This window comes from Paraburkholderia aromaticivorans (assembly GCF_002278075.1).
Taxonomy (GTDB): Bacteria; Pseudomonadota; Gammaproteobacteria; order Burkholderiales; family Burkholderiaceae; genus Paraburkholderia; species Paraburkholderia aromaticivorans.
Map to the genome: position 1 here is coordinate 304,505 of NZ_CP022992.1, position 14,992 is coordinate 319,496.

Annotated in this window: 15 protein-coding genes and 2 pseudogenes; 13 read left to right on the forward strand and 4 right to left on the reverse strand. The window is 63.0% G+C overall.

Annotated elements, in window-relative coordinates; translation table 11 throughout:
- Nucleotides 1–20 precede the first annotated feature (20 nt).
- The 3 genes and pseudogenes from CJU94_RS42085 to CJU94_RS37715 all read right to left on the reverse strand — a co-directional run.
- Nucleotides 21–161, reverse strand: a pseudogene (locus CJU94_RS42085) (spermidine synthase); the annotation flags it as partial.
- 16 nt (nt 162–177) lie between these two features.
- Nucleotides 178–453, reverse strand: a pseudogene (locus CJU94_RS42365) (carboxymuconolactone decarboxylase family protein); the annotation flags it as partial.
- Nucleotides 454–512: 59 nt separating this feature from the next.
- Nucleotides 513–1,328: a LytTR family DNA-binding domain-containing protein gene (locus CJU94_RS37715; RefSeq protein WP_208645443.1), complete on the reverse strand. Its 816-nt coding sequence runs from the start codon at nt 1,326–1,328 to the stop codon at nt 513–515.
- 404 nt (nt 1,329–1,732) lie between these two features.
- On the opposite strand from CJU94_RS37715, the gene CJU94_RS37720 reads away from it, so the two are divergent.
- The 11 genes from CJU94_RS37720 to CJU94_RS37770 all read left to right on the forward strand — a co-directional run bounded on the left by CJU94_RS37720 (nt 1,733) and on the right by CJU94_RS37770 (nt 12,588).
- Nucleotides 1,733–2,344, forward strand: a complete 612-nt coding sequence (locus CJU94_RS37720) for an OmpW/AlkL family protein (protein ID WP_082201373.1) — start codon at nt 1,733–1,735, stop codon at nt 2,342–2,344.
- Nucleotides 2,345–2,523: 179 nt separating this feature from the next.
- Entirely contained in the window at nt 2,524–3,390 is an 867-nt protein-coding gene (locus CJU94_RS37725) for an FAD binding domain-containing protein (protein WP_025496443.1), read from the forward strand.
- A 26-nt stretch (nt 3,391–3,416) separates the two neighbouring features.
- Nucleotides 3,417–3,938 (forward strand): (2Fe-2S)-binding protein, encoded by a 522-nt coding sequence (locus CJU94_RS37730; protein WP_025496442.1) that lies wholly within the window; start codon nt 3,417–3,419, stop codon nt 3,936–3,938.
- Between the two features lie 17 nt (nt 3,939–3,955).
- Entirely contained in the window at nt 3,956–6,367 is a 2,412-nt protein-coding gene (locus CJU94_RS37735) for an aerobic carbon-monoxide dehydrogenase large subunit (protein WP_025496441.1), read from the forward strand.
- A gap of 58 nt (nt 6,368–6,425) precedes the next feature.
- Complete coding sequence (locus tag CJU94_RS37740) at nt 6,426–7,040, forward strand: SRPBCC family protein (RefSeq protein ID WP_025496440.1); 615 nt, start codon at nt 6,426–6,428, stop codon at nt 7,038–7,040.
- Between the two features lie 14 nt (nt 7,041–7,054).
- The gene (locus tag CJU94_RS37745; RefSeq protein WP_051223913.1) at nt 7,055–7,948 is read left to right on the forward strand and encodes an AAA family ATPase; all 894 of its coding nucleotides are present in this window, start codon (nt 7,055–7,057) and stop codon (nt 7,946–7,948) included.
- Complete coding sequence (locus CJU94_RS37750) at nt 7,942–9,144, forward strand: vWA domain-containing protein (protein ID WP_025496829.1); 1,203 nt, start codon at nt 7,942–7,944, stop codon at nt 9,142–9,144. The genes CJU94_RS37745 and CJU94_RS37750 overlap by 7 nt, the downstream gene beginning before the upstream one ends.
- Nucleotides 9,141–10,196, forward strand: coding sequence for an XdhC family protein (locus tag CJU94_RS37755; RefSeq protein WP_035477365.1), 1,056 nt, complete (start codon nt 9,141–9,143; stop codon nt 10,194–10,196). The genes CJU94_RS37750 and CJU94_RS37755 overlap by 4 nt, the downstream gene beginning before the upstream one ends.
- 53 nt (nt 10,197–10,249) lie before the next feature.
- The gene (locus tag CJU94_RS37760) at nt 10,250–10,864 is read left to right on the forward strand and encodes a nucleotidyltransferase family protein (protein WP_244221171.1); all 615 of its coding nucleotides are present in this window, start codon (nt 10,250–10,252) and stop codon (nt 10,862–10,864) included.
- The gene (locus tag CJU94_RS37765) at nt 10,861–11,547 is read left to right on the forward strand and encodes a hypothetical protein (protein WP_025496592.1); all 687 of its coding nucleotides are present in this window, start codon (nt 10,861–10,863) and stop codon (nt 11,545–11,547) included. Before CJU94_RS37760 ends, CJU94_RS37765 begins: the two co-directional genes overlap by 4 nt.
- Nucleotides 11,548–11,568: 21 nt before the next feature.
- A complete protein-coding gene (locus tag CJU94_RS37770) occupies nt 11,569–12,588 on the forward strand; it encodes an XdhC family protein (protein WP_025496591.1) in 1,020 nt (339 codons plus the stop codon).
- A gap of 131 nt (nt 12,589–12,719) precedes the next feature.
- On the opposite strand, the gene CJU94_RS37775 is transcribed toward CJU94_RS37770, so the two are convergent.
- A complete protein-coding gene (locus CJU94_RS37775) occupies nt 12,720–13,640 on the reverse strand; it encodes a LysR family transcriptional regulator (RefSeq protein ID WP_025496590.1) in 921 nt (306 codons plus the stop codon).
- 321 nt (nt 13,641–13,961) lie between these two features.
- Here CJU94_RS37775 and CJU94_RS37780 point away from each other — a divergent pair, with 321 nt between their 5' ends.
- Both CJU94_RS37780 and CJU94_RS37785 read left to right on the forward strand, forming a co-directional pair.
- Complete coding sequence (locus tag CJU94_RS37780) at nt 13,962–14,219, forward strand: hypothetical protein (RefSeq protein ID WP_025496589.1); 258 nt, start codon at nt 13,962–13,964, stop codon at nt 14,217–14,219.
- A gap of 3 nt (nt 14,220–14,222) precedes the next feature.
- Nucleotides 14,223–14,987 carry an HAD family hydrolase gene (locus CJU94_RS37785; RefSeq protein WP_025496588.1) on the forward strand — a complete coding sequence of 255 codons (765 nt, stop codon included), beginning with the start codon at nt 14,223–14,225 and terminating at the stop codon, nt 14,985–14,987.
- Nucleotides 14,988–14,992: the final 5 nt, after the last annotated feature.

A 14,992-nucleotide genomic window follows, 5' to 3' on the forward strand; every position in this document is an offset into this window, starting at 1 on the left:
CATGGTTCAACAACTTGCGCCTCATCATCGGGCGGAATGTGAAACGTGTCGCGCAACGCGATCACCGCGGGATCGATCTCGATGGCCACTATCCTTGTATCCGGAAGATGCCGGTAGCAGTACTTGGCCAGCGATCCCCCGCCTAAGCCGATCACTGAAATTCATCTCGCCGACGCAGCCGCCCATCGTCGAGGCGACCGCAAGCACTTCGCCCAACTCCTGCTCGGTCGCACCCAACTTCACCGCCTGCTGCACGTAGAACTTGAAACACGGCTCGCAGCGGGCCGAGATCGCCCACAGCATCGCGGCCAGCGCCTTCAGAGGGGCCGGTAACGCGCCGTCGCTGAAGATGGCTTCCTGCCGCATCTGGTTGATGTGGTGGGCGGTGTTCTTTGTCAGCTTGCCGAACTCGGCCATCAGCCCCAAGGCCGGATCTATGTCGGTCAGTTGCATGTTGTCTTCCTCACGGTTGCACGGTGGATGGATCTCTCCAGATATTCCGCACCTATCAGTTAGATCACACCCAGCAGTTCCTTCAATTTCACTGCTTTCGATCGACTTACCGGAACTACGGTGCGCTCTGCATCAGCCATGACAAGATTTACGCTTTCATCAAATTTAATAAGCTCTACTGCATAACTAAGGCTAACGATGTGGCTACGGTGTACTCGCAAGTAGATGCTGTCGTCCAGTCGTAGTTCAAGATCTGACAGCGAAAAATTAGAGAGGTAGCGATCGTCTTTTGTGACAATTGTCGTGTAGTGGCCGTCGCCTTGGAAACGCACGATATCCTTGAGGTCGATCAGAATCATCCGATTCTTTCGATAGACGGGAAGTTTGAATAGGCGTCTCGGCGACGGGGCGTTGCTGGAGTTGCCGCTTGGACTTTGCCTAGGAGGTTCGGTTGTGATATCGGTCACGTCATAAAAAATCATACATGTGCCGCACATCCCTTGTAAACCTGCCATCCGGGAAACCTTGATCATCAATATTCTGTCAGGAATGTTGATCATCATCGCGAGCGGTGGCGGGGACTTCGCCGGACAACCGCCAGCATCTCTCGACTGCAGGAGAAAGCGGAGCTTGTCGCGGCTCTTCTCAGGGTGCAACTGCACCACGTCTATGCCGAATAGCTTGTCCTGCATTACACCTAGCGATTGTTGGGCAGCCGGTCCAAGGATCTGCAACGCGACATCATTAAACGCCGTCACATGTCCCTCTGCACTGAGCCAAACCACCCCTGGATTGAACTGCTCAAGCTTATGGTGGAACGTCTCGTTGCGACGCGGATCCGTCGTCAGCATTGCAGGTTGCGCAAGCGGGTCCATTCAATGTCTCCATGCCCACGTGGGGGCCTTCCACGCTCCAGGCGGTCTATTTTCGTTGTATGTCTTTTCCGACATTCGCGCAAGTTTTCCTGGAATTGATGCAGATAAAGCCGACATTCAGGAAATTGCTTTGAATTGCTGCGCTGCGTTGTGAAATCCTCGGTCCACTACGTGGCCTGACTGGCCCGCACAACGTGCACATTGTCCCAAGGCTGCGTAGCGCTGACAAGTGGCACCTACTGCTCGTCCAATGGCCGGACGGTGAGTCGAAGATCGGCGATGCCTCCGGGTGTGCAATGTGTTGGTATGGCCCTAGCACGGCCACGGATACATCGTTCGCGCTGCCGTCGTGTGTAGCGTCGGGCGCTGTAAAAAAAACTGAAGTTAGCCAATGGGGGGAGGAAATGAAGCGCTGGTCACTCGGGAAATGGATTGTTGCTGCTGTGGCAGCGGCAGGCGCGACTTGCGCGCAAGCTGACCAAGGTGATGTGCTAGCGCGCTTCAGAGTATTGAGCATCGAGCCTGACGTGTCGACGTCGGGAACGTTATCGACGCTCAATATGGGGGTCAACAATTCCATCGTTCCGGAAGTCGATTTCACGTACATGGTAACGGGAAATCTCGGGGTCGAATTGATTCTCGGTATGACGCGCCATACGGTTACGTCAAGCCTGGGTGGGCTGGGCCGGGTCAGCCTTCTGCCGCCAACCCTCACGCTGGCCTGGCATTTCAATCCGCAAGGGAAGATACGCCCCTATCTCGGCGCCGGATTCAACTATACGTTGTTCTACAACAGTTCTTTGCAGGCGGGCGGTACGAGCGTTGGCGTGCACAACCATAGCTTCGGCCCGGCGTTGCAGGCCGGCATCGACGTGCAAGTGACCAAGAAGATTTTCGTCAACGCGGACGTCAAAAAGCTGTTCATCAAGACGGATGCCACGCTCGACGGTGCCCCAATCGGAACCCTGAAGATTAATCCGTGGGTGGTCGGGATCGGTTTCGGCGTCAAATTCTGATTTCTCAGCCATGCTCGTGTTTGCACCGCGTCCGCTTAACGTACGGTTGCCGACGATTCGTGCACGTATTCGACCGTTCGAGAAATCGAGTTGAATTGCTGCGCTACGTAATGAAATACTCGACAACAATAGACCGATGACGCTCCCCTTCACAGGCGGATGATAACAAGGAGACATGTGTGATACCCCGGCCATTCGAATACCACGTTCCCCGGACCTTGCCAGAGGCAATCTCGCTGTTGAACGAGCATGGCGACGACGCGAAGCTCCTTGCCGGCGGACACAGTCTGTTGCCGATGATGAAGCTTCGCTTTGCCGATCCAGGTCATCTGATCGATCTGGGAAAGCTCGCCGAGCTCAAGGGTATCCGAGAAATCGGCAATGAAATCCGCATCGGGGCGATGACGACCGAGAACGAACTGATCTGGTCCGAGCTGCTGCAAAGGAAATGCCCGTTGATCGTCGAAGGCGCGCGCCTGATTTCGGATCCGCAAGTGCGCTATAGAGGCACGATCGGCGGCGACATCTCGCATGGCGATCCGGGTAACGACCACCCGGCGTTGATGATGGCGCTGGATGCTTCGTTCGTGCTCGCCGGCCCGCAGGGCGAACGCGTCGTTCCGGCCGACGGATATTTTCTCGGCACTTACCTGACGCTGCTCGAGCCGGGCGAGATCATGACCGAGATCCGCATTCCGATTTCCGCGGAGGGCACCGGCTATTGCTACGCAAAACTGAAGCGCAAGACCGGTGACTTCGCGACTGCCGCCGCGGCGGTGACGCTGCGCATGAGCGGGGAGACCGTGAGCGACGTGCGCATCGCCCTCACCAACGTCGCGCCGGCGGCCATCAGGGCGACCGACGCGGAGCAATGCCTGCGCGGCAAGCCGCTCGACGACGAACGCATTGCCGAGGCGGTGCGCCTGGCGATGAGCATCTGCGAGCCGGTTGCCGATCTGCGCGGCGATATCGAGTACAAGACGGCGATGGCGGGCGAGATGACGCGGCGAGCGCTGCTCACGGCCTATCAGCGAGCAAAGCGTTGAAAGACGGATCTACCCGGAGACATGTGATGAGCAACAAGGTCATGGTGTCGTTCAAGCTGAACGGCAAGCAAACGGATGTGGTGGTTGAGCCGCGCGAGCTGCTGATCCACACGCTGAGGGAAAAGTGCCTGCACACAGGGCCGCATATCGGCTGCGAGACGTCCCATTGCGGCGCCTGCACCGTCGATGTGAACGGTATGTCGGTCAAGTCCTGCACGATGTTGACGGTGCAGGCCGACGGCGCCGAGCTGTTGACGGTCGAAGGATTCGCGCAAGACGGGCAGTTGCACGCACTGCAGGAAGGCTTCATGCAAGAGCACGGTTTGCAATGCGGCTTCTGCACCCCGGGCATGATCACCCGTGCTTACCGGCTTCTAAAGGAGAATCCGTCTCCGACCGAAGAAGAGATCCGCTACTGGATGGCGGGCAATCTCTGCCGCTGCACGGGCTATCAGAACATCGTGAAGGCGGTGCAGTACGCCGCCCGCAAGCTGCGCGGCGAGGCGGTCGAGACATCGCATCCGCTGCTGGAAGCCAGCGCGCACTGACCGACGGGAGACACGCAATGGGAAATATCGACGCGAATCTCGAGCGGCTTGCGGCACTGGAGGGAATGGGCTGCTCCCGCAAGCGGCGCGAGGACCCGCGCTTCATCCAGGGAAAGGGAAATTATGTCGACGACGTCAAGATGCCGGGCATGCTGTTCGGCGTGATGGTGCGCAGTCCTTATGCGCATGCGCGCATCAAGAAGATCGACAAGACGCGCGCGCTCGCGCACCCTGGTGTGCATGCGGTGCTGACCGCCGAGGACCTGAAGCCGCTCAAGCTGCACTGGATGCCGACGCTCGCGGGCGACGTGCAGGCGGTGCTGGCGGATGAGAAGGTCTGCTTCCAGAACCAGGAGGTGGCATTCGTCGTCGCCGACGACCGCTATGTCGCGGCCGATGCGGCGGAGCTGGTCGAAGTCGAATACGAGGAGCTGCCCGCGGTGGTCGACCCGCTGCAGGCGCTTGCCCCGGATGCGCCGGTGATTCGCGAGGACATTCGCGAGAAGCTGGTCGGCGCGCACGGCGCGCGCAAGCACCCGAATCACATTTTTACGTGGAACGTCGGCGACAAGGACAAGACCGCGCGCGCATTCGAAAACGCGGATGTCACGGTCGTGCAGGACATGCTGTATCCGCGCGTGCACCCATGTCCGCTGGAAACTTGCGGCTGCGTCGCGTCCTTCGACAAGGCGCGCGGGGACCTGACGGTCTACATCACGTCGCAGGCTCCGCACGTCGTGCGAACCGTGGTCGGCATGCTGTCGACCATTCCGGAGTCGAAGATCCGCATCATCTCGCCGGATATCGGCGGCGGCTTCGGTAACAAGGTTGGCGTGTATCCCGGGTATGTCGTGGCCATCGTCGCGTCGATCGTGCTGGGGCGGCCCGTCAAGTGGATCGAGTCGCGTGCCGAGAACCTGAGCACCACCGCGTTCGCGCGCGACTATCACATGACCGGAGAGCTGGCCGCGGATCGCGACGGCCGGATCAAGGCACTGCGCGTGCACGTCACCGCGGATCACGGCGCGTTCGACGCATGTGCGGATCCGAGCAAGTGGCCGGCAGGCATGTTCCACGTCTGTACCGGCTCCTACGACATACCGAACGCGTTCGTGTCGGTCGACGGCGTCTACACCAACAAGTGTCCGGGCGGTGTCGCTTACCGATGCTCGTTCAGGGTGACGGAGGCGGTCTATCTGATCGAGCGGATGATCGACGTGCTCGCGCAAAAGCTCGGCATGGACAAGGCCGAAATACGTTTCAGGAATTTCATCCGCAAGGACAAGTTCCCGTATGCGACGCCGCTCGGGCTCGAATACGATTCGGGCGATTACGAAACCGCGCTCAGGAAGGTACTCGACGCCGTCGACTATCCGGCGCTGCGCGCCGAGCAGGCCGCGCGGCGCGCGGACCCCAACGCCGAGTGGTTAATGGGCATCGGCATCGTGACCTTCACCGAAATCGTCGGGGCGGGACCGTCGAAGATGTGCGACATCCTCGGCGTTGGCATGTTCGATTCGTGCGAGATCCGGGTTCACCCGGATGGTTCGGCGATCGCCCGCATGGGCACGATCACGCAGGGACAGGGCCACCAGACCACCTATGCCCAGATCATCGCGTCCGAGGCCGGGATTCCCGCATCCATGATCCAGGTCGAGGAGGGCGATACCGCAAGCGCTCCGTACGGTCTCGGTACCTACGGGTCGCGCTCCACGCCGGTTGCGGGTGCGGCGGTCGCGCGGGCGTCGCGGAAGATTCGCGAAAAGGCCCGGAAAATCGCCGCGCACCTGCTCGAAGTCAGCCCGGACGATGTCGAATTCGATGTCGACCGGTTCGTGCTCAAGGGGTCGGCCGATCAGTTCAAGACCCTGAAGGAAGTGGCCTGGGCCGCGTACAACAATGTCCCCGAAGGCATGGAGATGGGGCTGGAGGCGGTCGATTATTACGATCCGCCGAACTTCACCTTTCCGTTCGGCGCCTATGTGTGCGTGGTCGATGTCAACCGCTATTCGGGCGAGACGCGGATTCGCCGGTTCTATGCGCTCGACGACTGCGGCACGCGCATCAATCCGATGATCATCGAAGGGCAGATCCACGGCGGCCTGACGGAGGGCTTCGCGGTCGCGATGGGGCAGGAGCTTCCATATGACGAGGCCGGCAATCTGCTGGGCGGCACGCTGATGGACTACTTCGTGCCGACCGCTGTCGAAACGCCCCATTGGGAGACCGATTTCACCGTGACGCCGTCTCCCCATCATCCGATTGGCGCAAAGGGCGTCGCCGAATCGCCGCACGTCGGATCGATCCCGTGCTTTACCGCGGCGGTGGTCGATGCGTTCGCGCACCTTGGCATCACCCACATGAACATGCCCCACAACGCGTACCGCGTGTGGCAGCAAAGCCGTTCGCTCGGGCTGACGAGGCAGTAACGCATTGCGATCGAACCGCAACTCGCGGCAACCCAAGCATTCCTTCTAAGGTGGGCTGATGAAAGTCGTACTTGAAAAAGTGTTTCCCGTGGCGGCGAGCGCGGATGCCGCATGGCAGTTCCTGCAAGATATCGAGGCGGTGGCCGGGTGCATGCCGGGCGCGAAGATAACCGAGCGCGTGGACGCCACGCATTACAAAGGCACGATCGGCGTGCGGCTCGGTCCGGCCTCGATGTCGTTCAAGGGCGATATCGAGGTGCCGACGATCGACGCGGCGGGTCGCACGTTGCATCTGATTGGCAAGGGCTCGGATTCGACCGGCACGTCTGGTGCATCGATGGACCTGGTCGCGACCGTGCGGGCCACCGGCGAGACTTGCGAGCTGGTCGGCAAGAGCGAGGTGGCGATGAGCGGAAAGGCCGCCGCGTTCGGCGGCCGGATGATGGACACGGTTGCCGACCAGATACTCAAACAGTTCGCGGCCAACTTTGCCGCGCGAGTCCAGGCATCGGAAGCGCAGCGCAATGCGGCGCCGTCCGGCGCGCCGGACGGCTCCCCGGCGGCGCCGGCGGCTGCCGCTGCCATGCCGCATACCGAACTGAACGGTTTGGCGCTGGCGTGGGCGGTCCTGCGCAGTTGGCTGCGCGGGATTTTCTCTCGCAAGACGGCCTGATTTCCGGGGGGGCCATGTTTACGGACCGCATGACCGACGTGGTGAGCCTCCAGGAGAGCCTCGAGCGCCATGGATTCATTGCCGAGCGCAGCCTCGCGGCGACCCTGCTGTTGACGATGGAAATGCGGCGGCCGTTGCTGCTGGAAGGAGAGGCGGGTGTCGGGAAGACGGAGGTCGCGAAAGCGCTCGCTCGGCTGTCGAATACGCGCCTGATCAGACTCCAGTGCTACGAAGGTCTCGATACGCACTCGGCGTTGTATGAATGGAACTACCAGCGGCAGTTGCTTGCGATCAAATTGCTCGAACAGGACGCGCGGCCGGTTTCGGACAAGGAGCAGGATATTTTTTCCGAACGATATCTGCTCAAGCGTCCGCTGCTCGAAGCGATAACGACGATGCCCGCGCCGGTCCTGCTGATCGACGAAGTCGACCGCACCGACGAGGCGTTTGAAGCGTATCTGCTCGAGCTGCTGTCCGACTTCCAGATGTCGATTCCGGAACTCGGGGTCATACGCGCGTCCGAGCGGCCTCTCGTGATCCTGACCTCGAACGGCACGCGCGAGATCTCCGATGCGCTGCGTCGCCGGTGCCTGTATCAGTACGTCGATTATCCGAGCTTCGACAAGGAACTGTTGATTGTCCGCACGCGGGCTCCGGATGTGCCGGCGAAACTGGCGCTTCAGGTCGTCGAGTTTGTCCAGGCGGTCCGGCAAATGGACATTCAGAAAAAGCCGGGCATTGCCGAGACGCTCGACTGGGCGTCTGCTTTGCTCCGTTTGGGCGTGAGCGCGATCGAGCCGAACGGTGCCGAGCGGATCGTGGATTCGCTGTCCGCTCTCGTCAAGACGCGCGAGGACCGGGCCGGCCTTACCCGTCCGGTCGTCGAGAAATTGGCAGCCGCATGTTGACCGACATCCGTTGCGCCGATCACCGGGCGCCGCCGCCGAGCCTCGAAGAGGCACTCGTTTCCCGATACGTCGGGTTCGCGAGATGGCTGCGCGCATACGGCTTTCACGTCACCAGTGCCGATGTGGCCGCGGCGATGGAGGTCGCGCAGCGCGTGGGCCAGTTCGATGGCCTGTTGTTGCGCTGGACCCTGCGCGCATTGGTCTGTTCGCGCGCCGAGGAGTGGCGGCGCTTCGATGAACTATTCGATGCGTATTTCAAGGTGCCGAATCGCCGGGCGCTGGTCGAAACGCGTGCGGGCGGTGCCCTGCGGATCGTGCGGGAATGCGACGGCACCCGGCGTGACGATAGCGAAGGCATGCCGCTGTCGCTGGCCGGGCGCGGCGCCGATGCGGCGCACCCGGACGGCGGCGCAGCCGAGCGCGGCGTCACCGGCGAATCGTCGCTCGCGCACGCGGACTTTCGTCACCTGAACCAGCCGGACGAATTGTTCGCCATCGATGATGCGATACGGCGCTTCGCGCAGCGGCTGCGAGGTATCCAGGTACGCCGCGAACATCGCGCGGAGTCCGGCCGCGTGATCGACATGGCGGGTACGATCCGGCGCAGCGTGTCGCGCGGCGGGCTGCCGCTGGAACTGGTATGGCGCCGCAAGCGGCGCCTGCGGCCGCGCATCGTGCTGCTGCTGGACGTCAGCCGCTCGATGAACCTGTACAGCTATTTCTATCTGCGGCTCGCACGTGTGTTGAGCGCGCGGGTTTCCGACGTGCATTGCTTCATCTTTCACACGCGGCTCGTGGGTGTTACGCAGGCATTGCGCGACCCGGATCCGTGGCGCTCGCAGGAACGGCTGCAGTTGCTGTCGCTCGGATGGGCGGGCGGCACGCGCATCGGCGAGAGTCTTGGCGAATTCAACCGGCAGCATGCGGCGACGCTGCTTCACTCGCGTACCGCGGTCGTGATCGTCAGCGACGGCTACGATGCCGGCGAGCCGGAACTCTTGCGGCAAGCGCTGCGCGCGATCCGGCGCCGCTGCCGGAGTCTGGTCTGGCTCAACCCGCTAGCGAGCCGGGCCGGTTTCACGCTGACCAGCGTCGGGATGTCGGCGGCGCTGCCTTATATCGATCTGCTGGCTGGCGCAGCCGATCTCGCGAGTCTCGAGCGGGTGCTGCCGCAAGTGTTGTCCGTACTGCAATGAACGACGATACCCTCGTGCAACTGGAACAACGGCTGATTGAACAGGCGCGCCCGTTCGCCGTGGCCACGGTGATTCGCGCAGTGCCGCCGACCTCCACGTGGGTCGGTGCGCAAGCGCTGGTTGAAGGCGACGGGACGCTGCACGGCTGGATTGGCGGCGGCTGCTCGCGGGCGATCGTGGTTCAGGCCGCGCAGGAAGCGATGAAGTCGGGACAGCCGAAAATGGTTCGCATCAGCAATGAACATGCGACGCCGGAGGCCGACGTGGAGGATCACGCGATGCCGTGCGCGAGCAACGGCACGATCCAGCTCTTCATTCAGCCCACGGTACCCGCGCCATCGGTGCTCGTGCTCGGATCGACGCCGACAGCGCTCGAAGCATGCGTGCTGGCTCGCCGGATCGGGTTGAGAGTCTGCGCCGCAGCCAGCGTAACGGCGCCGCTCGCGGAGCTCGGCCTGCAACGGGTCATCGAGGGTTTCGACACCGGCGCGCTCGACCGGCTCAAGCCGCAGTTCGTTCTGGTCGCCACGCAGGGCGACGGCGACGAGGACGCGCTCGAAGCTGCTTTGCGCAGTTCGGCGGCGGCAGTGTTGATGGTCGCCAGCAAGCGCAAAGCAGAAAAGCTGCGCGCGGCGATGCGCGCGCGCGGCATCGCTCCTGAGCGGCTCGCCGCGCTGCATGCGCCGGCCGGACCCGATATCAACGCGCGCACGCCGCAGGAGATCGCGCTTGGGGCAGTCGCGGGTCTGGTGACGCTGCGCCGTCTGCTGGAGCAAACGTCGGCCGCTGCGCCGGACCCGCACGCCGTCGGTGCCGACGCGCTGCCCGTCGCGCCTTCGCGCGAATCTACGGCATCGGCCGAGCCGGCGGCCGCCCGCTACGTCAATCCGGTGTGCGGAATGGAGATCGATATTGCATCGGCTCGGCACGTCGTCGCATTCGGCGGACAGCGCCACTATTTCTGCTGCGACGGTTGCAAGCTCGAGTTCGAGCGTTCGCCCGATAAATATCTTGCGATCGCGCAGGGCGCGCGGCAACGGGAGGTGACATGAATGGGGGGAGGGACGCTGCGGCGCCGCGGAGTCCTGTGCGGTTCTCGGCGGTCGTGCTGGCCGCGGGCATGTCGTCCAGGATGGCGGGCAAGCATAAGTTGCTGCTGCCGATCGGCGGACAGCCGGCAGTCAGGCGCACCGTCAGCGCGCTGGCCGCCGCCGGCCCGGAAGAACTCGTGGTCGTCACGGGCTTCAATGGCCGTGACGTCATCGATGCGCTCGACGGGTTGCCTGTCAGGTTTCAGGGCAACCCGCGCTACGAAGAAGGGCAGATGACGTCGGTTGCCGCCGGCGTGGCCGCGCTCCGCATGCCGTGCAGCGTCGTGCTGGTCTGCCTGGCCGACCAGGTCCTGCTGGATGCCGGCGACTACCGGGAACTGGTCGACGCGTTCGGCGCGATGCCATACGGGTCGATCCTGATTCCGGCATTCAACGGGCAACGCGGCAATCCGGTGGCGTTTTCCGCGAGTTATGTGCCGGAGGTCGTGACCGGACGCCTGAATCCAGGGTGCAGGAAACTGATTGCCGAGCATCCCGATGAAGTCTTCGTCCATGAGGCCGCGCACGATCGTTTCACGGTCGACATGGACACGCCGGAGGATTACGCGCGCATCCTGGCGCGATTGGGCATTTCGCCCGATGCCGTTGCTGAAACGGGGCTGGTATGAAGCACCTTTCACTCGCGAAACCGGCCATGGTCGGGGACGGCCGGCCGCATCCGCATCTTGCTGCCGCGGCGATGGTGGCCGGCCCTTGGGCGGCGCAGGTGGCGCTCTTGCGCAGTGTGTCCGAGCTGTCCTGGCTGGCACTCGCCGCGTGTCTGATCCTCGCGGGCCTCGCTGCACTGGAACGGCTACAGCCTGCCGGGCGGGCAGCCGAAGCGTCGCAGGCCACGCTGCTGCTGGGCATGCTGGGGATGCTATCCGGGCTGACGCTGGACGCGCGCGGCCCCGGTCTGGATCTGATGACCTCGCTATGCGGTGCAGGCGGGCTAGACGATTTCCTCTTTGCTTCGTACCTGCACTGGTCGTGGTTGCCCGCGATGCACGCCGGAATGCTGGCCGGCGGGAGCGCTGCGTTGCCGCTTGCGCGGATAACGCGACGGCGCGCGCACTCGTCATGGCAAACGGATATTCTGCGGCACGCCGCCTGCTCCGGCTGGATGCTCGCCGGCATGACCTTTGGCGTGCTGGCCTGCCAGCGCGCGGCGGCGTGGTTTCCCGCAGGCGCGGCCCCAGGCACCGGCCCGGCATCGATGCTTGGCGGCATGTTCGCGGGAATGGTCTGGGGGATGGTCGCAAGTGCGGTTTTCAATCGTGCCTGCTCGCGCTTGGCACGGGTAGCGATTTAATTTAGTCGACGGGATGCCTACATGGATAGTACCGATCACTCCGTCCTGAAAACCTGCATCGACTGGCTGGCCGCCGGCCACAGGGTTGCGCTTGCCACCGTCGTGCAGACGTGGGGCTCCGCGCCAAGGCCCCTGGGCGCATGGGTGGCGATTCGCGACGATGGTCAACTGGTCGGCTCGGTGTCGGGCGGATGCGTGGAGGACGATCTGATCGATCGCGTGAAAAGAGACATCCTGACCCAGGCGTTGCCACAGAGCGTCCTCTACGGTGTCTCCCGCGACGAAGCGGCACGGTTCGGTTTGCCCTGCGGCGGGACGCTGCGTCTGGTTGTCGAGCCGCATCCCGAGGCCGACGTTCTGCGCAGGCTGCTCGAACGCACGACGGAGAAGAAGCTTACCGCGCGCGTGCTGGACATGAGCACCGGCAAGTCGACGTTGCACGACGCGGATCGTTCCGACACGCTCACGTTCGATGGACGCACGATGCGGGCAATCCATGGCCCACGCTGGCGGCTGGTGGTGGTCGGGGCGGGTCAACTGTCGCAATATGTCGCACAGATGGCGTTGGGTGCGGATTACGAGGTCGTCGTGATCGATCCACGGGAGGAATTCGCCGCGGGATTTGGTGTGCCGGGCGTGACGTTTTCGCGCGGCATGCCGGACGATGTCATCGCGGAATTGGGCATCGACATCCATACGGCGATCGTCGGCCTCACCCATGACCCTAAGCTGGACGACATGGCCTTGCTCGAGGCATTGAAGTCGCCGGCCTTCTACATAGGCGCATTGGGCAGCCGCGTGAATACGGCAAAGCGCAAGGAGAGGCTTTTGGAGTTCGATCTGACGAGCGAGCAGATCGATCGGTTGCAGGGGCCCGTCGGCCTTTTCATCGGTTCCCGTACGCCGGCGGAAATGGCGATTTCCATCCTGGCGGAAATCACCGCCGCGAAGTATCGGGTGCCGGTTTTGCAACGGCGATCGATTCCCGTCCCGCAACTCATCGAGCGCGCCAGGTCGATCGACGTGCTGACGACGGCATAGGGCGATCTTTCCGACGCGACGCAGCCCGGATGCGTTTCAGGGCGCGCCGCATGCCGGTTCGCCGCTCGTCGGACCTCGGGGCGTTTTCCGGTTGCGGGCTTCATCCCGGCCGGACGCAAACCATTCGTGGTTCAGACCTCGCCAAACTGGTCCGCCAGATGCTGTTCCCCATGTTCGAGCATGAAGTAGCGGAACGCCTCGGCGGGGGGAGAAAGAACCTTCGACAGCATGTTGACGATATGCCAGCGGCGAAATACCGGCGTTTCTTCGACATCCACGACTGCGATGCGGCGGCTGGCCAGCTCGAGCCCGATGGTGTGCAAGGACAGCAGGCTGATTCCCATGTTTGCCATCACTGCCTGCTTGATTGCTTCGTTGCTCGGCATTTCCATCGCGATCCTCGGGGTGATCCCGTGGCGCCGGAAGTATTCCTCCAGTACCGCGCGCGTGCCGGAGCCCGGCTCACGCACGATGAAGCCGTATGCCGCTATTGCCAGCGGGGGAACATGGCCCAGCTTGATCAGCGGGTGTTCCGGCGCGGCCACGACCACGTGCGGGTGGGCTGCGAAAGGCTCGGCCCGCGTGGCCATTTCCTTAGGGGGGCGCCCCATGACGGCCAGGTCCACCTCGTTGCGCCGCAGCTGTTCGACGAGCGACTGCCGGTTCGCCACCGAAAGGCTCACCTCGACACCCGGATGGTCATCGCAGAAACGGGCGAGCAGGGGCGGCAGGAAATACTGTGCCGTGCTGACCATGCCGATGACAAGGCGGCCCGACTCGACTTTCTTGAAACGGGCCACCATATCTTCCGCATCCTTGAGCACGCCGAGAATCTTGCGCGCGTGAACGAGAAAGTATTCGCCGGTGATGGTCAGCGAGACCTTCCTGCCATCGCGGTCGAACAACGGCAAGCCGATCTGCTCCTCGAGCTCGCGGATCTGCATCGAGACCGCCGGCGGCGTGAGGCTCAACATCTCGGCGGCCCTGGCGAAACTTAAATGGCGCGCGACGGCGACAAAGACACGAAGCTGGCGAAGCGTGACGCCCTTCATTAAGAAAACCTGAAGTGAGGAGAAAGAAGAAATGAATTTTCCTCAAGCATTTCATTTTTTAAGCTTCATGTCCATAAAGTCCAGCACTACAGGACAGGAGGAGGGGTGATAAGCGGGTCTGCCGAAAGCAGCGCGATCACCGATGCCGGAAGGCGTTACAGGCCGTGGTTCTCAAGTACGAGGAAATGGTTGCTGGCAGCGCGCGGGTTGACGCGAGGTGCGCCGAGTCTGCACATGAGCTCCGGAAAACCAGCGTGACCATTACGGCCATGAAACCATCGAAATCCTGTGGCAGGGGATGGAAAGCAACCGGGAAGACCGATGGTGATCGTGGCCGGCTACAAAGACCGCATGGCGCTTTGGGGGAATCCAGCCCAGGCATGTGCTCGCGCATCGCGCAACCGCGTTTCGCCAATGTCCGCGGCATGGTCGATGACGCCGGAGCGCACGCGGCCGCGCCATGCATCGCGCCTGCTCAACGGCACTGGAACGGCCGCCGACGAGCAGTCCCTGATCACCGTTATCGCTTCCGCTCTGCTTGCCGGCCAAGTGCTCGCGCAGGCACCGGACAAGGAGTGAGCCATGAAAGCCCTCATTTTTGATGTCGATGGCACGCTTGCCGATACCGAGACCGCCCACCGGGAGGCCTTCAATGCCGCCTTCGCGGAGGTGGGCCTCGACTGGTTCTGGGACGAGGCCCTGTACACCCGCCTGCTCAAGGTGGCGGGCGGCAAGGAGCGCCTCATGCACTACTGGCGCATGGTCGACCTGGAAGAAGCGAGCGGCAGCAAGGTGAAAGAAGTCATTGACGCGGTGCATGCGGTAAAGACCCGCCACTACACCGAGCGGGTCGGCGGCGGCGGGCTGCCGCTACGGCCGGGCATCGCCCGTCTGATAGACGAGGCGGCCGAGGCCGGGATTCCGGTTGCGATTGCCACGACCACGACGCCGGCCAATCTCGACGCGCTGCTGCAGGCGCCGTTTGGCAAGAGCTGGCGCAAGCGCTTTGCCGCGATTTGTGACGCCGGTACCACGCAGGTGAAAAAGCCCGCTCCCGACGTCTACCTCGCGGTGCTGCAGCAACTCGGCCTGAAGGCGGACGACTGCATCGCTTTCGAGGATTCCGCAAACGGTCTGCGCGCCGCGCAGACCGCCGGCATCTCCACCATCGTCACGCCGACCGCGTACACCGCGCTGGACGACTTTGACGGCGCGCTTGTCGTGCTGCCTCACCTGGGCGACCCGGAGCAGCCGATGCAGCAGCACGTTCCCGGCGCGGACCACCGCTGGGTCGACCTGGCCGCATTACGCCGCTGGCATCGGGGCCAGCTTTTCGAGGCGGCCTGACTTGT